The following is a 20,284-nucleotide window of genomic DNA, read 5'->3' on the forward strand; positions in this document are numbered from 1 at the left end:
TAATTCTAAATTAATGCAAATCTAAAAAATATTCCCAAACCACAAAAATTAATCGTGCTAATTTTCATTGGTCAACTGCCCTTAAAGCCTTTCGGTCTCATCCGAACAAAATCGGAAAGAAGATTGTTAAACTTGCAAATGCACTAAAATTATCTTAGTTTACTTAAAATAAAGAGGTATAATGAGCAAGGTAGCATCCAATTTTTATACAATCAGCGCGACGACTGAAAATGAACATAAAATTTTCTATCGTTTGTATGTACCCGACGACAATCAGATAGTGGCGACAATACTCCTGGTACATGGCATGCAGGAGCATAGTGGTCGGTATGAAGAATTGGCTAATTATCTGACTACACAGAATTTTGCGGTTTTAACCTACGATCAAATGGGCCATGGAAAGACAGCTCTAGATGCAGATCAATTGGGGTATTTTAAACAGCATGGGGCTAACGAACAACTCATTGATGACGCCATTACAATGAGTAATTTCTTGAGAAAAACATATCCCCAACTGCCTCAATTTATTTTAGGGCATTCCATGGGATCCTTTGTAACACGCTGCGTGTTACAGAAAAAAGGAATACAATTTAAGGGAGCCATCATCGTGGGGACAGGCCAACGTCAAAAAGGTTCCACAGCTTTTCGCCTTTTACTCACTTTTCTCAATAGTATTGCCCCAAAAAGAAGAAGTAAATTGATCAACCGTATTTTTGACAGGCGCAACAATGCTCGATTTAAGAACGAGCCCAACCAAAATAACAGCAATTGGTTAAGCGTAAGCAAGACAAACCGTATTTCATTTTTGGAAGATCCCCTTTGTGGGGGGTTGTTTACCAACAATGGATTTCATACCGTGTTAGACCTTTCCTTGCAAGCGACAGATATCGAAGCTACCAAGAATATCCCAAAAAATCTTCCAATTGTATTTATCAGCGGACAGGATGATCCAATTGGAGATTTTGGAATGGGCGTTGAAAAGAGCGTAGCGCAGTTAAGTGCACAGGGGCAGACCGATATAACCATTAAATTATATCCAGGCATGCGGCATGAAATTTTAAATGAAGACTGCAAAATGGAGGTATTCCAGTTCATCAGTACCTGGCTTCATCGCCATTTAGTTTAGTTTCCGGCTGTAATATTTCCGAATAGGCTCATCTAAATATTTAAAGACCAATAAAGCTACAAAAATCAACGACAGCATTCCAATTATAATAATCACAGCCATTTGCTTATTCGATGGGTGATGGAGCTCCACATAGCTCATAAAAATCCAGATAAATGGATAATGAATGATATAGAGCGGATAGGAAATATCACCTAAGAACTTGCATAACTTCTTGACCCCTCCAAAAACAGGTAGTCCTCCTATCCCCAGCATGAGCAATAAAGGAAAATAAAAGATAACGACAATAGGATCGATGTACTTACCATAAACATCAGAAAACGGAATGAAAAATACGACAGCAAGCAGACCAAGAACACTGAAAAAAGAAAGCTTGTTCGAAATAGTCCAGTTCGACCTAAAAATAAGTAGTCCCATTGAAAATGAAAACCATAAACGGATTCCCCCAGCCCAAAAGTTATCTGCCCCAAAACCTACAGCTAAATAGCCGGAACGAAATGATTCAGCACATAGCGCTGCCGCACCGAGGAGCACTATTCCCCAAAGAACCTTTTTTGGAATGCGTACCAGTATCAAAGCATAGGCTATATTGGCGATATATTCCCAAAATAGCGACCATGTAGGTGGGTTTAAATGAAAAAGATTAAAATATCGCTCTGGTACAGCTGGGTATGGGATCAAGGTTATCCCACTAATAAACATCCCTATCTTCTGTAAGACGGAAAATGAGCCGGCCAAATTACTGAATGGGTCGTAAATAAATGCCAATAAACCAATTAACGTACCGATTATAACCAATGGATGCAATCTTAACAAACGCAAGAGGAAGAATCGTTTTAGACCAATTGTGACCAGCTTCTGATCATAAGCATAGGCAATTACAAAACCCGATAAAGAAAAGAAGAAATCAACGGCTAAATAGCTATGTGGAATAAAACTATTGCGATAATCCGGTTGTGCAATTTCCATAAAGTGAAACAGTACGACTGCAATTGCAGCCACCCCACGCATGGCGTCAAGAAGTTCAAAATGTTTCTTCGTTTGATGTATCATATTTTTTATGGACAGCGAAAATCCAGATCCACAAAAGTAGACCATCCGCTGCTAGCTATTGAAAATTCTATTTAAAATTAAATGTTGGGGCCCGTTGCACTGCAACACTACTGGTTGCCCCTTCAATTTTGGGCCAGTCCTTATCCCAGACAATCTGATCCAAAAATAGCATCCTACGATTTCCCCCCGTCGCAACACGAGGCCGCTTTGGGTCCATGCCATGATAGAGTATCCAATCTTTTTCCTTATCGTCTGTAATAATGCGCGAAGTATGACCTGTCCCCACAAATTGATCATTTCCCTTTAACAACAACGTTCCACTCCCCCGCTGTGTAAGATTACGCCCCTCTTGATCGATATAAGGTCCCTTCAGCTTGCGAGAGCGACCCACAAGAACATGATAACTGCTTTTTTCTCCTTCACAACAGGAGCCTTTGGATCCGATAAAGTAGTAATATCCTTTCCGTTTATGGATCACGACAGCTTCAAAATCCCCAGCAGCAACTTTAAATTTTTTATTTAAATCGGGTACCGCAGTCCCATTTTCATCGAGTTCAACACCATATGTTCCCTGCGTATTCGCATCACTAAAACTACCCCAGAATAGATAATTCTGCCCATTTTCTGTAAAAAAATAAGGGTCTATTGAATTAGGTACATCGATCTCCTTGCTATCAAAAAGTTTACCTTGATCGATAAAGGGGCCTTCCGGTCTATCTGCTAGGGCTACACCAATACCGGGGTTGGGGTCTCCCCATGTTGAATAAGCATAATATAAGATATACTTACCATTTAACCGCACCACATCTGGTGCCCAGATTCCCCCCTCGGCTTTCCAGCTCGGTTTTGAGCTGAAGGCCGTTCCAATCCAGGTCCAATGAGCAAGATCAGCCGATTGTAGAATAGACACCAAACGCTGTCCCTTTCCGTCGCCCCAATTGTCGGCTGTCCCGTATGCGTAGAACATTTTGCTCTGAGGATCTCTAACGACTGTAGGATCAGCAAGTATAGGCTCAAAAACCGGATTGCTGTAGGTCTTATGCTGAGCCGTAGCATTTGTTATTTGACCCGACTGCTTAACTGAACCTGGAGAGCTTCCGCAGGAGCTCAACAAGTTCAGTACGACAACTCCGCCGATCCAATATCTGAACAACATTGCATTCAACATCTTATTATTTTTTTATATTATTTTCTTCATCACAGGAAAAGCTATTTTGCTTTTCCCAATTTCTCTTCCAACATTTTGATAAAATAGCCCCCAACAACGGATCTTGCTTTAAATCCAGCTCTCTTAGGACGGTCTGTATACGTCCAATCCGACATGGGAACACGGTCTGTTGTTTCGTTCATAAAATGGTAGACTGGCTTTAAAAATGCCTCAAAGGTAGGCTTGTCATTTGCCATGGTCGCCGTCCAAATAATCCAATCGGTTTTGGTATAAGGCTGACGATTGTCCAGGGGAAGTCCGTATTTATTTTGTTTGCCGAGATAGTATTTAATTTCAGTTTCACGAATAGAGGGGTCAAAAATATCCATCTTAAGCAATTTATCCCAGACCATATTATACTTTTGGCTCCAGGTTCCGGTTTTATCAAAAGTCAACTTATAGTGATCCCCATCTTCAGCCATCTCTTTCCATTTCATAGCCATTGCTTTTGCTTCGGTCAGATACTTTTTCGCCGTAGCCTCTTCACCAAGCATTTGGGCTAGATAACCGTAAGATGCAATACCTAAAATAGCTTTAATTGATAAATTGGCATTATGCGCAAAATGGCCCGCGAAATCATCTGTGCACAACTGATTTTCAGGGTCAAGACCTTTATCTACTAAATAATCTACCCAGGTAGACAACACTTTCCAATGTTTTTTGGCATAAGCTGCATTTCCTTCGACCTTCGCTAAAGCATAAGTTAATATCAACATATTTCCCGATTCTTCGACAGGCATATCTCCACCGTAAGTTTGGCCATTCGCCAAAGGATAGGTCCCAACATCATGCGCAGCAAAAGGTTTTGTCCACTTATTGCTTTCACTATAATAAAAAATGGCGTTCATTAGTGCTTTTGCCAGTTCCGGATTATAGTAAAGGAAAATCGGAGCCGAAGGATAGGTTACATCAACAGTTCCTATCGACCCATTGCTATCATTTTCTTTAGACAGTAAAAGTAGATCGCCATTGGGTGCTTTTACAAGTTTATGAGCGGCGATTGCCTGCCTATAGGCCAAGGCACACAATGCAGCATAGTCCTCACCTCCGTTGCGCAAAGCTGTACCCCATAATTCGGCATCAAATTTATCAGCAGCCTTTTTGAGAGCAGTATACTCTTTGTCGGCCAGTTCAAATTGTTTCTCAATGGAACTATTTCCATTGGTATTCCAATAAGGTCGTAAATTTTGTCCAAAATATTGGATGGAGTACAGGTCATCATACCCCAACAAGATCTTATCCTGGTAGCTTGATGAGACATCAAAAGTTTGCATCAGCGCCAATTGTTGTCCTCCATTTGAAGAAGAGCTATTTTCACTCTTCAGAAAATTAGACCGTAATTGATGGCTACTTCCGACCGCGGACTTTGTCTTTGATTTTGCACCAGCCATATAGAAATACCCCCAATCTATCCGTAGGTCGTCACCTTTCCTTCCTAGAACCTGCTGGTTTTTGCTTCCTGTCTTTACAAACTGGAGATTTCCTGAGACAAAGGAACTGCTTGCAGCATCTTGAAGTGGAGAATTCAGTGCCCAATTTGGTGCTGCCTCCAAATAAAGTTGTACCTGGTGTTTCTTGCCATCCTTCACATGGACCGTATAGGAAAGATAATTTACGGGTCTAGCCATTAAGTCCAATTTATCCAGAAACATGGGCGCAGTAAATGTAATATTTAAATCGACCGGCCCGCAGTTAAACGAATAATGTGTTTGTGTTGCCTGCACATTGGAAGTGATCTGCTTCGCTTCATTGTCGAATTGAATACTACCTTCTTTTTCTGTAAAGAGTCCAAAATCAAAATATCCATTTGCTACCCTATTATAGCAATAACCCGCGAGTATATTTTTTCCTTTCTTCAATGTTTTTACGACATGATCGGGCAGCTTGACCCGACTATTTTTACCTGTCAAATTGCCTGTATTAGTAACCTCAATACCGTTGACGTACAAAATAGCGTCATCGTCATGTGTAAATTCGATATATACGGATTTGCCCGTAAGATCCTCACTCAGTTCAACTTCCCTTCTAACCCAAATTTTAGGCTCCTGCCAATCAGTCTCCACATTGGGTTCTTTATCCTTGGTACCGAATGGCGCTGCCCCCGTCTTCCATTGCCGTGCATCAAATGAAGGTTTCATCCAGTCCGAGGCGGGTTCATTGACAACATAACTTCCGGTCCAAGCCGCATGTTCACCCATCCGTGCCAACGGCAAGAGTTCAGCTTCTTCTTTACCTAAGAAGCGATAGGATTTCCCATCCACTTTAAGGACGCCCAATAAGGGGAAGGATTTTCCGGTCCAATGGCGTACAACATCCGCATTCAATTCGTTGCTATAGGACCAGGCACTTGTATTGGGGTCAATTGTTACTAAAGGATAGGCAGGCGCGCGAAGATCATTCTTAAGGACTTGTTTTTGTGCAAACGACGATACCGATTGACATACAATAGCCGTTGCAATTAGTAATTTTAATTTCATTGATTTCGTATAAAATAGGTTTAGGTTGACGGGTATACTTTCAGCGATAAATTTAGGCCGCAACCCGAGTTGCGGCCATATCGCTATCAATTATTTGGTAGGTGCATTATAAAGCGCCTGATGTGCAGCTTTCAATTCTGCTTCAGGCATTTTGACAACTTTACGATCATAGGTCATCAAACCATTTGTTTCTACTTCCACATCTGTTGTCTGTGTATAAACAGCGGCAGACAATCCCATAGGAATTAGACGTGTCAAGTCATGGATAAGGCGTTTATAGCGCTCCAATAATTCCGTTTTATTTTTAAAACTTTGGTATCCCCAGTTGTCTTTTTGTTGCCAGGAGTGCCCATCGATCGGTAATCCCAGACCACCAAACTCACCCAATGCAAGCACTTGTTTGGCGCCAAATAAATTTGGATCAGGCATGGCTGCATCGGGATAATTGTGGATATCCAAGATATGTCCAGTTTCCATAAAGTTACCACCGCTGGCACTATTTACGAGTCTTGAAGGGTCATTGGCCATTGTCCATTCCGTTATTTCCTTCGTTTTGAATTGCCCCCAAGCCTCATTAAACGGAACCCAGATGACAATACTTGGGTAATTATGCAACACTTCCATAATGGTTTTCCACTCTTTTCTGTAGTACCCCTCAGATTCCTGCGAACGTACTTTATCCCTATTTCCTCCTGAAATCTTTCCCGGTTGCATATCCCAATGGTTTCCGCCAAGATCGCCGCTAGGCATATCTTGCCAGACAAGCATACCTATACTATCGCAGTAACGGTACCAGCGCGCCGGTTCTACTTTGATATGTTTACGGATCATATTGAATCCCATTTCCTTTGTTTTGACAACATCAAACTTCAGCGCTTCATCCGTTGGTGCTGTATGTAGACCATCTGGCCACCAGCCTTGATCCAATGGACCATATTGGAAGGTAAACTTATTGTTTAGCATTAAACGTTGAACGCCATTTTCGTCTTTCTGCATGGCTATTTTCCGCATGGCAAAATAGCTTTTCGCCTGATCTACGACTTTTCCTTTTCGAATCAGCTGAATTTCTAGATCATAGAGCTTAGGGTTGCTTGGGGACCATGGCTCCAGATTAGGTACCGAAAGATCGAAAGATGTATTCGGTTGTCCTGTTTGTTCTTTAATAACCTTTCCGCCATCTAATGCACGCACCTTTATTTCGTCACCGGCTTGACTTCCTTCTACGGAAGCCTGAAAGGCCAAGACTCCATCGTCCAAACGCGGAGTCTGTTTGGTACTCGCGATGTAAGTTTGGGGGACACTTTCTAACCAAACGGTCTGCCAAATTCCCGTTACTGGTGTATACCATATACCATTCGGCTTGTTCACCTGTTTACCCCGTGGTTGTGGACCATCATCAGTCGGATCCCATACCCGAATAGCTATTTCCTGTTTTGCTCCTTTCTTTAGGAAGCTTGTCACATCCATCGAAAATGGATCAAAACCACCTTCATGTCTTCCGACCAATTGGTTATTTACATACACATCACATTGCCAATCTACGGCACCGAAATGCAACAGGACCTTATTTTTATTGACAGACTTGTCCAATGTTATAGTATTATTATACCATAACGCTTTATCTTTCCCGACCTCTTTACCAACACCGGACAATGCCGATTCAATAGCAAAAGGAACAAGGATATTTCCGTCCCATTGACGAGGAATCTCTTTAGTACCTACTGGAGTGACAGCATATTTCCATAGTCCATTTAAATTCTGCCAGTTATTGGCTCTGGTTAATTGTGGTCTAGGATATTCAGGATGTGGCTTTTGTGCCGTTACTTTCTCGCCCCAAGGGGTTAATATATGTGACCCTGCGGGTTTCCAATCCTGAGCAAAGTTCAATTGTGCTGCCATCATCAAACTGGCAAAAAGTAAGGTTTTCTTCATCATAAAAAATCGTTAAGTCATTTATTTATATATCGTATTTACATTATTTCACAGTTGGAAAAGCAGCAATGCGCAAACGTGCTGCTCCCATGGGAATCAGTTCAACTTCCTGCACCTCACCCTTGCTTTCCACCGGACTCAGGGGCAATACGCCCGTTAGTCCATTTTCATCAATTTTCCATCCATCAATACGTTTCGCTTTCACAAGAATCGAAATAGGTACTGCTTCTGCGTCGAAAGGAAATGCATCTTTAGGCCATGGCCGTTTGACCACTTTTAGTTGGTCAACAGCTTGTAGCTGATTTTGTACAAGTCCGTAATTCCAGTCACTTGCAGGAAGGATTTCATAGGATGGCCATTTTGATGGATCTGCAGTCTCCTGCCATTTAGAATCCCCAATTGCCGAAGCCTTACTATCCTTTTTCACATAATTCTCTTTGATTTTGAGTGCATAGGTCAATGGTCCACGCTGGATACTAACTGAATTTTTATTGGCAGCCCATGTTTTCAGATCTATGGTCATCGGTAAGGAGAGTTCGACCTTGTCGCCGTCTTTCCATTTCCGTTCAATCCGAATATATTTTGCTCCAGCTTCTATAGCCTGACTTTTACCATTAACCGTTACTTTGGCTTGTTTCGCCCAGGCAGGTATACGGAGATAAAAGGGAAAATCAACTGTTTTACCCTGTGTTCCTATTTCAAATCGCAGCGATTCTTCAAACGGATAATTGGATTCTTGTCTGATCTGAATGGATTGATTGTTTCCGACTTTGATTTCAGCTTTTGATGCGGCATAAAGTACTGCCGCAACACCATTATCATTCGTTGCCATATACAGATGCTCCGCATAATATGGCCAGCCCTGACTGTGATTATGTTGACAACAACGTGAACTGAAGGGGTTCATCATTAAAAATGCCCCATTATTATCAATCCCAGGAGCATGATTATGGCTATCGCTGATAGTCATATTAGGGCTCGTGATATAGCGTAATGCTTTAAAATCGGCTGTCACAGCGGCTGGATAGGTATTAAAAGCAACTTCTTCCGCATGATCCGCCCAAAAAGGATCGCCTGTTATCCCGAGAAGGATTTCATTGGAAGCCATCTGCTCCACCATTCCACAGGTTTCCACTCCCTGACGGGGATCGGTATATCCCGGACGTGCATTTTCATCGGCACCGAACATGCCGCCCGGAACCTGACCAAATACTTGTCTGACAAAATGAAAATTATCGTAGGTTGCATTAAGATCTGCAGTCGACTGGCTTTTCAGATAATAGGTTGCTGGCTCTCTAAAACACTGCGCTACGTTGACATTATGCCAATTGGGCAAATCATCTTTCTGCTGCCAATTGGCTGTATTCCGATGGATTTTATCCGCTAAATCCATCAACCATTCATTACCTTGTGTTCTGTTATAGAGCCAATATACGGATAGCAAATTGTCACCACCACGACTGTTTTCCCAATAATCCTTGAGAAAAAAACTATCCGGCAAATTGGCCTGCCATTTAAAATAATTGGTCATCAACGTTAAAACACGTTGGTCACCGCTATATTCATAATAGGATTGCAAACACCATAGCATCAACATATTCCCCCAAAGATCAGGTTTGTTATTACGCAGGATCAATGGTCCAAAGTATCCATCAGGACGCTGGCTTTTTAGCGCAGCCTCTAACCAGATTTTTGACTCTGCTATTATCTTAGGATCTTTCAAGATGTAGCCCAAATTAGCGTAGCCTTTTAACCAATAAGGAACTTCTTCCCAGCCATAATCTCCTTTCCCATCCGTACTTAACCAAGCATTATTTTTTTTGGACAACCAGGCACTAATTTCTCCCAAATGACCTGTAAGACCATCTTTTTGCAACTCGAGATACTTTCCTAACCAGCCTTCGGGCACGATACTACCCACCGGCAATTTCAGCAAGACATTTTGTTTTAACGGAGCCCTATTGTTTATATATTGTGAGTTCTTACCCGTTAAGGGCAATTGGTTTACGGAAGTCGCTATTCCGGATTGCGCCGACGCAGCTAAACCAACCCCCATTAATAGGCTTAAAAAGCTAATTCTTTTAATCATTGTTATTTCAATTTCTTAGGTGAACTATCGTATAGCGCCTCGGTGATACCGCTTATCTTCAAGCCCACACGCGCATACACTGCAGCGCTCTTGGTCAAAATATCTTTGATATCAAGTTCCAAGTCGACATGGCCCGAACTAATTCCAGTTTTTTCCATCTTATAGGTATATTGGCCCAAATCCACGAATTTTGTATCATTGACCAATAAAGTCGCAAAATCAATCGTTCTTGAAGCATCTATCGTCTTGACGTCAAAAGAAGCTTTTAGCATATTCCCTTGGACATCATAAGTAATATTACTCATGGTATAATAAGGTTTAACTGGGTACTCGATACTTGTATTCCCCCGCACATCAACCAGCACTGTATCCGCACTATTCAACCAGGGGCCATTTCCGCTGGTTGCTACCAATTTGTACTTCCCATCAAACAGCTTTGCAGCAAATGAACCGTCCTGCGTCACATACACATTAATAGCAGATCGAAGCGGAAAACCATCTTGCCATAGTTGAAGTGAAACGGACTGGTTTGATCCTCTTACTCCTAGAGGTTCTGAATTGTAGGTTACACGACCGTTCAGTGTACTTTTAGGGGCATCATAATTATCTTTGCTACAAGCGAAAACACCTACGATCAAACACAAACTGACTATTAATTTACAAAAAAAAGTTTTCATAAGGATAATGCTATTGATAAGGATTTCGGACTAACTTCGGATTGTTATTAATCCAATCTTGATCGATGAAATTATAATAGTTCTGATATTTAAAATTTCGTGGATAGAGTGTATGACTCGATTTCTGTTTCTCAAAAATCCACTTACCATCATTAGGATCCCCCGGAGCATATATTTTGTATGGAAATAGGGCATAGTGTACCGCATTGTAATTATCAGCGCTTCCGTTCCAGATTTCATGGGCAATTCGCAAACGCTTCAGATCCCAATAACGATGATCTTCGAAGGCAAATTCAACCCGACGTTCCTGAATAATATCATTCAAGGAAATGGTCGTCAATGCCTGTATCCCCGCACGCTCCCTAATCTTATTGACATATCCCGTCAACTCGGCTTGTGGTTTACCAAGCTCTAGGCCTGCCTCTGCAGCGATCAACAAAAATTCAGCATAACGGAAGCGCACAAACCAAATATCCGACCCACGCCCACGAGTAGAGGCATCTTTATTTTCGTCGATAAATTTCCTGATATTAAATCCAGTTTTGTTGACATACATATCGTTGGAAGTCGTAGGTCCATCTTTGCTTGTAATAATTCCTCCGAATTTGGAATCTGAAGTACCGGGTATTGCAGTCATCGTCTTCCAAACACCTCCTTCTTTATATCTAACGCCTGCTTGGTAAGTGATTTTGGTACCAGCAAAATCAGCACCAGAGTAAATTACAGTACCATACAAACGCGCGTCCTTATGGGCGAATATCTCTTCGGGATTGTTATAGTAAATGTAATCTCCCGTAGCAGTCTTCGTTTTCAATGCTCCATTTCGATCATCTGTATATTCAAATGCTTCCACCAAATTTAAAACAGGCGTAACAAAATTGGCATCAATATCTCCACGGACGGATGAGGCAATGTTATTGTTGGTGAAAAAATGTGTTTCACCTGGATACGCATAATCCTTAGCCCAAATAACTTCATTGCTACTTGATTTTGAACTTACAGCAAGATAGAAGTTCTTTCCTTTATCGGCATTTCCATTATAGAGGGCATAAGGGCTATTGTTGATAATATCCAATGCTGATTCGTAAGCAATCTCGTAATATTTATTGGCGTCCGCCGCAGGGATTCCCACCTCGTTACCTGCTGTTTTGACGTCTGGCGTTTTATAGTTATACTTCGCTATTGAGGCGGCGTACAGACTTGCCCGCGCCTTAAGTGCCAAAGCTGTCCATTTATTAGCTCTAGCTGAATTTATGGTTTTCTCTGTACCGAGCATTTTAGCGGCTTCGGTACATTCGTTAATCACGTAATTATAACTCTCTGCTTCTGTTGATCGCGGTGTCTGCAACTCTGCTGGATCCATGCCGCCAGTATAATCATAGATCTTATCACCCACCAAAGGAACTCCGCCCAAACGCTTGATCATATTAAAGTAGGTCCAAGCACGAATAAATCTGGCCTCGCCTTCGATGCTCTTTTTATTATTTTCGTCCAATGATGATTGACGAACACCTACGATAAATTGATTCAGATTGCGAATCAGTTCATAATCGTACATACGCCAAAAGTCATTCGGAAATTCCTGCATCGTATTGGGGCCACCGCTTGAAAATCCGGCCTCATCTAACATCGCAAAAGATCCATTGTCTCCAAATTGCTGTCCCCAGCTAATCCGCCCATAATAATTCGCTAGAACAGATTTTATCATATTCTGATCCGAAAATATCTGATCGTCAGTAAAAATAGCCTGTGATTCCCGTTCCAAAAATTTATTGCAGCTTGAAAATATACATACGAGACATACACCCAATAAAATAACTTTCTTATTTATCATCTTATTAAAAAGTTAAGGTAACACCCACATTTATAACTCGGTTTGTTGGGTACTGAACGCCCGAATCACTTGTGATTTCTGGATCGATCTTCATATCACCCAAATTATCTATGCTAAACAGATTCTGCATCATGGTATATATCCTCAATTTCTGAATTCCTCGAGGTTTCATCCATTTCTCCGGTAAAGTATATCCGATCTGCAGGTTTCTTAATTTCAAATAGTTGACATTGGTAAGCCAGAAGTCGCTATGCCAATAATTACTATGATCTCTATTTCCTTTAATTAATGTAGGGTACTTTCCTGGGATCAATGCACTATTTGGATCCGTAATATCGCTCAGCATCCACTGGTTTTCCATATAGTATTGCGGATTGTTGCCACCATCATGGAAAGGGAAAACAGCTTCATAACTGGGATTAAAAGAAGCAAAAGCTGCTCCGGTGAAATCCATTGCCAAATCAAATCCCTTAAATTGGCCGCCAAGGTTAATTCCGTAATTGAAATAAGGAAGACCGCCTTGTCGATATCCGATTGGCCGTTCATCCAGCTCATTGATCACTTTATCGCCATTAATATCTTCATACTTAATATCACCCGGCCGTAATGATGAGTTACCTTTACGGTCATTGTCTATATCATAATTAGCAATTTCTTCCCACGACTGGAATTGTCCAATGGAATGTAATCCCCAATTGAGAAAGGCATAACGATCATAGATCGATTTTCGATATTGATCCAAAGAGTTTCCAAAACGTGGTTTATATTGTTCGCCGTCAGTTTGCCGTGCGAAAGTGAAATTACCGCCTACGAAATAGTTAAATCCATTGACGCTACTCCGCCACATTAATGATCCATCGATACCTTGATGAATATCCGAATTCAGATTTTCATAAGGTAAACTAAAGCCTACTTCATTCGGTATCAATACATCTTCTCGCTTGGCAGGCAGCCCTGTTCTTTTTCGACGGAAGACATCTACCGAACCTGTTAATTTACCTTTTAGTGTGCTAAAGTCCAAACCAACATTTAGCATATGGGCCTGAATCCAAGAAAGCGTTTTAACGGGAAGGCCACGTGCTTGAGAACCGATAACATACTTCCCGTCAATTGTTGAGCCGACGATATTTTGATAGCCATCACGGACTGGTTTTCGGAAATAATTATATCCACTTAGATAACCAAAAGCAAAATATTCCCAGGCATCCAAATTATCATCGCCCAATACACCGTAAGATCCCCTTAACTTCACATCGTCAAATACCTTTCTCATACCTTCAGACCAGAACTTTTCAGATGAAACACGCCAGCCTGCAGATACCGAAGGAAAAAATCCCCATCGGCTTCCTGGCGCGAATTTCCATGAACCGTCATAGCGTGAAGAAAGCTCCAAAAGATACTTCTGGTCATAATCATAATTGACCCTGCCTGCAAAACCGGCTCTCGCCTGGGTATTTACCCCGGTATCATTGTAGGTATCCATCGTCTGAAAATAGATCAAACTCAAGGCATTAGAGGCTGGACGATCGTGTACATAAACATCTGGATTATCCCTTTTTATGGACTCAGCAGCAAGCACAGCATTGATTCCATGTTTACCGAATCGCTTGTTATAATTTAAGGTAAATTGGGTTGAGATTTCTTCAACCTGCGAAATAGATCTCTCCCGCCAAGGGTTGTCCATGCTAAAAGTTACCGGGTACGTATCTGTCTTCTCATCGTAGCCATATAGTTTATAGGTAAACTCCTGATTATCCATCCATTTATTGGCCAGATAATAGCCTACTGTTCCCTTAGCGATCAAATCATTTGTGATCTTATATTCCGCATTAAAATTTAACTGCATCACCCGCCATTTTTCCTGATAAGTACCGGACAGATCATAATTCAGCATCGCAAAGTTAGTTTCCGCATTGGGCGATGTCTGCATTGGATATAAAGGATTGTCGTTGGCAAAAGGCCGTGCAGTGGGCAGGTTGCGATATATCGCAAATAAAGCCTGCCAAGTATCGTCAGCACCAGGTACGCCTGGTTGTTTGCGCTGTTCGATCCGCCCATTCAAATTGGCACCAATCTTTAATCGTTTTGATACATTCGCGTCAATATTCATCTGCACATTGGTACGATTGAAGCCGCCGTAATTACGGATGATGGACTGCTGGTCCAGATGCCCTACACTCAGGTAATAATTAATTTTTTCGGACCCACCACTGACATTACCCGAGATATAAGTTTGTGGGCTAGTTTTGAGAATATAATCATACCAATCAAAAGGACGATATCCCTTCTCGGTACCTTGTTGCCATTTTTCGAAATCTGCCAACGTATATTGTGGATGTTCAGTTCCGAGAATAGCATCAGACTGAATATAGCTTTTGATATAAGTACTGGCATCGGCTGGCTTGGGAAAACGAAACATACTCTGCCAGCCATAATATGAATTGATATTAAAGGTATTATTATCGCCACGCTTCCCCTTCTTTGTCGTCACCACAACAACACCGTTGGCAGCACGCACACCATAAATAGCAGCCGAGGCATCCTTTAATACCGAAACCGATTCAATATCATTGAAATCTAAATTATTGAACTGCCCTTCATCCTTTTGAACACCGTCGATCACATATAAGGGAGTCCCCATATTGCGGATACTAATTCCTGTTGGAGCTCCCGGACGCCCATCCGACATCCGGCTGTTAACACCGGCGATCTTCCCTACTAAGGCACCAGACGTTGTTGTAGCAACAGATCTGGAGATATCCTGGGAAGAAATTGCGGTGATTGCACCGGTAACGGATTCTTTCTTCTGCGTACCGTAACCTACAACGACCACTTCATCAATGCGCGAATTTTCATCTTCCAAAGTGATTGCCAAGTCAGCAATTGCCGTCACTTCTTTGGAAAGGTAGCCTACAGATCTTACGGTCAAAAGTTCACCGGCATTGACACCTGTCAGGTTAAAATTACCTTTCGCATCTGTTGAGACTGCAATATTGGGTTTGGATTTCAATGCGACCGTCGCTCCTACAATAGGATTGCCATCCTTATCCTTAACAACCCCTTTTATTGCTTTTTGCAACTCGATCCCCTCTGAAGAAACTGGAATTAAATTAGCTCCCTTTGCTAAGGGGATAAAACTGCTCGCACAGCAGAGCAATGTAGCAGATATTGGCAGACATTTAAGACCCTTAAACATACCTAGATTGATTAGTTTGTATAATTGATTTGTCCAAAATTAAGGTATATTCAATCGTACAGACTTTCGTTTTTTCTCAAAAAACTGCCTATTTGTATCAAATAAATAAAATAGACCTAAAACGTTTTAAAGTCTATTAAAAAGAGAAAGCACACCTCTTTTCAGTGGTGTACTTTCAAACCAATCATTATTAAATATGTATTATTTTACCGAAAAACGATACAGGGATTTCGTTTGATAAACTTGCCCGGGGCTTAGTACGGTTGTTGGAAAATTGGGCTGATTTGGTGCATCCGGAAAATGCTGCGGTTCAAGACAAAAAGCTGTGCGAAAGGAGTCTTTTTTCCCGTTCTTCAATTGCACCTGCTCGTTCATGAAATTACCACTGTAAAATTGTATTCCAGGTTCTGCGGTCAGAATATCCATAACAATACCCGATTTATCTCCAATCACGTGGGCTGCTTTGTACCACTCGCTATCTTTCTCCTTGCTTAAAACAAAGTTGTGATCATAGCCCTTTCCAAAGCTCAGTTGCTGATCATTGACATTAATATCTTTTCCTATTGGTTTCAAGCTAGTAAAATCAAAAGCTGTTCCCTTTACCGGTGCTAATTGCCCTGTTGGTATGAGTGTACTATCAACTGGTGTGTATTCATTAGCAAACAATTGAAGCTGATGATCCAGAATTGTACCGCTTCCCTCACCATTTAAATTAAAGTAAGCATGGTTGGTCAAATTGATCACCGTCTTTTTATCGGAAGTAGCACGATAGGCAATCATCAATTCATTATTATCGTTAAGCGTATAGGTCACTTCCATTTGGATGTTGCCTGGAAAACCCTCGTGTCCATCAGGTAAAGTGTAAGCAAAAGTAAGAGACGATTTATCTGACGATTTTAATGTCCAATTGGCAAAATGCACACCTTTAAAACCTCCATGTAATGTATTAGGACCGTTATTTACCGCCAATGTATAGGTTTTATCATCCAACTTAAATTTTCCCTTAGCGATCCGATTACCAAAAGGCCCTACAATAGTACCAAAAAATGGTTCTTTGGGATTATTATAATCAGCCGCTTTAGAAAAGCCCAAAACAACATCGCATAACTCCCCCTTATTGTCAGGTACCCATAATCCCACTAAACGTGCACCAAAATTGGTGAAATAAGCTTGTACGCCATTTTTATTGCTCAGTTCATATAGATAAGCCTGTTTTTGATCAATAGTTCCGCTGAACTGTACGGTATCCATGAAGGCCGATAAAGAATCTGCTTTTGAAGTTTTAGAACCCGTCGATTGCTGACAAGACACACAAAATGCCAGCATTGCAGAAAGACCAAGCAAGGTCAATTTTCCTCTCATTCGTAATATTTTAAATGGTTTATAATCTTTGTTTAGATAGAACTTACGTCCTTTTCTAGATTTTTTATAATTTTAACGCTTACAATATATAAGCTAAAGTCTTAATTTTTTCAGAAATTTTAAGATTAAATTGTTTCATTTTAGCACTATTTTGTATCAATAACCAAATGATCATGATCAACCTAAAGCCTTTACGTCTACTATTTTTTCTGTTGCTCCCCTCGTTGCTCCATGCGCAGCCCTATTATTTCAATCATTATCAAATCAATGAAGGATTGTCTAACAATGCTGTCATTTGTAGCATGCAAGATAGTCAGGGTTTTCTTTGGTTCGGTACAAAAGATGGATTAAATCGTTTTGATGGTAATAATTTCAAACATTTTGATGCGTCAAAATCTGGAAAAAATAGCCTGGGGGGCAATAATATCATCTCATTGAAAGAAGATTTTCGAAAGAGAATTTGGATTGGTACAGATCAGGGAATCTATTGTTACAACCCCGTCGATGAACAATTTAGACTGCTGAGCAAACAATTTGAAAATGCGGACGTCCCCGTTATTATTACCGATCAACGCAAAAGGATCTGGTTTATATCAAATGGAATGCTCTATTGCCATGATTTAGTTAGTCATGCAATTCAACAATTTACAAAATCAGATCTCTATATTACGTCCATCAGCTGCACAAAAAATGGAGCTGTATTTTTTGGAACTCCTGAAGGCAAAATCTTCCAAATAGGTGCTTCCGGAAAACCCGTACTTATGCTTGACTTTCAAGCAAAATATGGTGCTAAGGATTGGTTTAGTATTGAGAAAATAATGGAAAACCGCGACGGAGATTTATTGATTGGTACTTCAAAAACTGGTGTTTATAGCTATCACTTTCAAGATAAATCCCTCAAGTCCATACTTGGTCCAGATCAACTACATCAATTTCTCTATGTCAGAGATATTATACAGCCAAATGATCATGAATATTGGTTTGCAACGGAGTCTGGCCTCTTCATTTATCAAATTGCTAGCCGACGTTACATCAACATTCAGAAAGAACAAGAAAACCCTTGGGGTATATCTGACAATGCCATTTATAACATCCTACAGGACAAGGATGAGGGTATTTGGCTGGGAACCTATTTTGGTGGGATCAACTATTATCATAAGAACAATAGTATAATCGAAAAATTCCTCCCACAAGATCGCCCCGGGAGCCTAAAAGGCTCTGTTGTACGCATTATAAAAAAAGATATCGACCAGAATATATGGATAGGCACCGAAAACGGAGGCCTATCTAAACTGGACCCTAATTCTGGTAATATCCAGAACTTTTCCGATAAGCGGGGGAATCTAGCAAACAATAATATCCATGGCGTTCTTCCCATTGGAGATAAACTGCTGATCGGTACCTTCGTCAATGGTCTGGACATATTTTCGCCAAAGCTTCAAAAAGTCATTTATCACATCGATCGCAATAACAATACAAACCCTTCTGATCTACAAAGCAATTTTCTATTTTATCTCTATAAAACTCGAAAAGGAGACATTATAGCTGCTTCAACTCGTGGCTTGTACCGGTTTAACTTTGAAAAAAAGTCTTTTCACCTCATTAATAATGTCCCTGAATACATGTTTTACACGACTATTTTGGAAGATAAAGAGGGGAATATCTGGGTAGGTACATGGCGCGATGGGTTATTTTGCTATAATCCTACAACAAAGTATTTCAAGCATTTTACCCATAGCCAGAACGATCCCAATTCCTTGCCTAACAATAGGGTCAATAGTCTATTTGAGGATTCAAAAAATCAAATTTGGATCGCCACTGAAGGTGGAATGGCTAAGAAGAAATCAAATCAGGACAGTTTTGAAAACATTGGCCTAGAAGAAGGAATGCCCAGTAACGTAACGCTCGCATTTTTAGAAGACAAACAACAGAATCTCTGGGTAAGTACCTCTAAAGGGCTGGTGCGCTATCATCTGCCCAATGGCAGAAAACGGATCTTCAACTTGGAGTCAGGCCTACCGACGATTCAGTTCAATTACAATTCATCTTTTGATGACGACAATGGGAACTTCTATTTCGGTACCATCAATGGACTTATACGTTTCAACCCCGAAAAGCTGAACCAGATCAACTATAAAAATCAAATTCCAATTTACATTACTAATTTTTACATCAACAATAGAGCGATCAATCAATATACCGATGCAAATATTCTGTCCAAATCAATTCTGTTCACGGATAAAATCAAACTGAAACACGACGAATCATCCTTCAGTCTCGATTTCGCGGCATTACACTATCAAGCCCCCCATTCAATTCATTATAGTTATAAAATGGACGGCCTTGACGACAGTTGGATAGACATTACAAGCAACCAACGTGCTTACTTCACCAAACTTGCGCCTGGGAACTATGTTTTTACCGTAAAAGCGGAGGATCCAAATGGTAACACAATACCCACCTTTGCTAGTCTTAAAATCACGATTCTTCCTCCTATATGGGCAAGTATACCGGCTTTTGTTTGCTACGCACTAATCCTTGTGGGGCTCATTGTATTTGTTATTCATCATTTCAATGAAAAGATCAAACAACGCAATCGACAACACCTTCTAACCGTACAAAATCTACGTGAGCAAGAACTCTACCGCTCAAAAATCAATTTTTACACCGATGTTGCCCATGAAATACGCACACCGTTGACATTGATCAAAGCCCCCTTAGAGAAGCTTATGGATAAGGTAGATCACAATCCTGTAACAGACAAGCTGTTATTGACCATGCAGAACAATACGGAGAAGTTGATTGCGCTTAGTAACCAATTACTGGATTTTAGGCAGGTCGAAACGGAAGGATTCAAATTACACTTTGAGTCAGAAAACATAAGCCAAACGGTTCAGGAAATCATCAACAATTTTACGGTCACACTCCAGGCGCAGGGAAAGCAGATTGTGTCGCACATTATGCCAGATATTATAGGTCAGGTCGATATCGACGCTTTCGACAAGATTTGTTACAACTTATTGAATAATGCGCTTAAATATTCCTCATCCTATATTGAAGTGAATTTGAATATGGATAAACAGAAAAATATCTTTATATTGACCGTGAAAAACGACGGAGCTTTAATTCCTTCAGAAGAAAGGGAAAGAATTTTTGAACCATTCAATCGTTTAAAGCAAAATAAGAATGTTCCTGGAAGTGGTCTAGGCTTGGCATTGACAAGATCCCTAACCTTAAAACACCAAGGTACCTTGTTATATAGTACAAACGACCTCCAATTGAACGTATTTAGCTTGACGTTACCTTTGAACCACAATACAAACCCATAATT

The 20,284-nt window shown here is 40.8% G+C and carries 11 protein-coding genes; 2 read left to right on the plus strand and 9 right to left on the minus strand.

What is annotated here, in order from left to right; genetic code table 11:
* Window positions 1–181: 181 nt before the first annotated feature.
* On the plus strand, window positions 182–1,126 hold the full coding sequence (locus GVK91_RS07520; RefSeq protein WP_159727684.1) for an alpha/beta fold hydrolase: 945 nt from the start codon (window positions 182–184) through the stop codon (window positions 1,124–1,126).
* Here the strand turns inward: GVK91_RS07520 and GVK91_RS07525 are convergent.
* The 9 genes from GVK91_RS07525 to GVK91_RS07565 all read right to left on the minus strand — a co-directional run bounded on the left by GVK91_RS07525 (window position 1,118) and on the right by GVK91_RS07565 (window position 16,953).
* Window positions 1,118–2,179 (minus strand): acyltransferase, encoded by a 1,062-nt coding sequence (locus GVK91_RS07525; protein ID WP_159727686.1) that lies wholly within the window; start codon window positions 2,177–2,179, stop codon window positions 1,118–1,120. The genes GVK91_RS07520 and GVK91_RS07525 overlap by 9 nt on opposite strands.
* Before the next feature lie 67 nt (window positions 2,180–2,246).
* Entirely contained in the window at window positions 2,247–3,347 is a 1,101-nt protein-coding gene (locus tag GVK91_RS07530) for a family 43 glycosylhydrolase (RefSeq protein ID WP_235032801.1), read from the minus strand.
* Between the two features lie 41 nt (window positions 3,348–3,388).
* Window positions 3,389–5,863 carry a glutaminase family protein gene (locus tag GVK91_RS07535; protein ID WP_159727688.1) on the minus strand — a complete coding sequence of 825 codons (2,475 nt, stop codon included), beginning with the start codon at window positions 5,861–5,863 and terminating at the stop codon, window positions 3,389–3,391.
* Window positions 5,864–5,953: 90 nt separating this feature from the next.
* A complete protein-coding gene (locus GVK91_RS07540) occupies window positions 5,954–7,798 on the minus strand; it encodes a glycoside hydrolase family 2 protein (protein ID WP_228280180.1) in 1,845 nt (614 codons plus the stop codon).
* Window positions 7,799–7,838: 40 nt separating this feature from the next.
* Window positions 7,839–9,884 (minus strand): beta-L-arabinofuranosidase domain-containing protein, encoded by a 2,046-nt coding sequence (locus GVK91_RS07545; protein ID WP_159727690.1) that lies wholly within the window; start codon window positions 9,882–9,884, stop codon window positions 7,839–7,841.
* Between the two features lie 2 nt (window positions 9,885–9,886).
* A complete protein-coding gene (locus tag GVK91_RS07550) occupies window positions 9,887–10,561 on the minus strand; it encodes a DUF3823 domain-containing protein (RefSeq protein ID WP_159727692.1) in 675 nt (224 codons plus the stop codon).
* Window positions 10,562–10,571: 10 nt separating this feature from the next.
* Window positions 10,572–12,395 carry a RagB/SusD family nutrient uptake outer membrane protein gene (locus GVK91_RS07555; RefSeq protein ID WP_159727694.1) on the minus strand — a complete coding sequence of 608 codons (1,824 nt, stop codon included), beginning with the start codon at window positions 12,393–12,395 and terminating at the stop codon, window positions 10,572–10,574.
* 4 nt (window positions 12,396–12,399) lie between these two features.
* The gene (locus GVK91_RS07560; protein ID WP_159727697.1) at window positions 12,400–15,591 is read right to left on the minus strand and encodes a TonB-dependent receptor; all 3,192 of its coding nucleotides are present in this window, start codon (window positions 15,589–15,591) and stop codon (window positions 12,400–12,402) included.
* A gap of 201 nt (window positions 15,592–15,792) precedes the next feature.
* A complete protein-coding gene (locus GVK91_RS07565) occupies window positions 15,793–16,953 on the minus strand; it encodes an aldose epimerase family protein (protein WP_159727699.1) in 1,161 nt (386 codons plus the stop codon).
* A gap of 173 nt (window positions 16,954–17,126) precedes the next feature.
* On the opposite strand from GVK91_RS07565, the gene GVK91_RS07570 reads away from it, so the two are divergent.
* A complete protein-coding gene (locus tag GVK91_RS07570) occupies window positions 17,127–20,282 on the plus strand; it encodes a sensor histidine kinase (RefSeq protein ID WP_159727701.1) in 3,156 nt (1,051 codons plus the stop codon).
* The last annotated feature ends 2 nt before the right edge of the window (window positions 20,283–20,284 follow it).

The sequence above is a fragment of the Sphingobacterium sp. 18053 genome (genome assembly GCF_902706145.1).
Classification (GTDB): Bacteria; Bacteroidota; Bacteroidia; order Sphingobacteriales; family Sphingobacteriaceae; genus Sphingobacterium; species Sphingobacterium paramultivorum.

Bases quoted from the DNA above. Each gene is read 5' to 3' on its own strand.
- GVK91_RS07545 (WP_159727690.1), bottom strand. From the start codon at position 9,884: ATGATTAAAAGAATTAGCTTTTTAAGCCTATTAATGGGGGTTGGTTTA.
- GVK91_RS07540 (WP_228280180.1), bottom strand. From the start codon at position 7,798: ATGATGAAGAAAACCTTACTTTTTGCCAGTTTGATGATGGCAGCACAA.
- GVK91_RS07570 (WP_159727701.1), top strand. From the start codon at position 17,127: ATGATCAACCTAAAGCCTTTACGTCTACTATTTTTTCTGTTGCTCCCC.
- GVK91_RS07555 (WP_159727694.1), bottom strand. From the start codon at position 12,395: ATGATAAATAAGAAAGTTATTTTATTGGGTGTATGTCTCGTATGTATA.
- GVK91_RS07520 (WP_159727684.1), top strand. From the start codon at position 182: ATGAGCAAGGTAGCATCCAATTTTTATACAATCAGCGCGACGACTGAA.
- GVK91_RS07535 (WP_159727688.1), bottom strand. From the start codon at position 5,863: ATGAAATTAAAATTACTAATTGCAACGGCTATTGTATGTCAATCGGTA.
- GVK91_RS07560 (WP_159727697.1), bottom strand. From the start codon at position 15,591: ATGTTTAAGGGTCTTAAATGTCTGCCAATATCTGCTACATTGCTCTGC.
- GVK91_RS07550 (WP_159727692.1), bottom strand. From the start codon at position 10,561: ATGAAAACTTTTTTTTGTAAATTAATAGTCAGTTTGTGTTTGATCGTA.
- GVK91_RS07530 (WP_235032801.1), bottom strand. From the start codon at position 3,347: ATGTTGAATGCAATGTTGTTCAGATATTGGATCGGCGGAGTTGTCGTA.
- GVK91_RS07525 (WP_159727686.1), bottom strand. From the start codon at position 2,179: ATGATACATCAAACGAAGAAACATTTTGAACTTCTTGACGCCATGCGT.
- GVK91_RS07565 (WP_159727699.1), bottom strand. From the start codon at position 16,953: ATGAGAGGAAAATTGACCTTGCTTGGTCTTTCTGCAATGCTGGCATTT.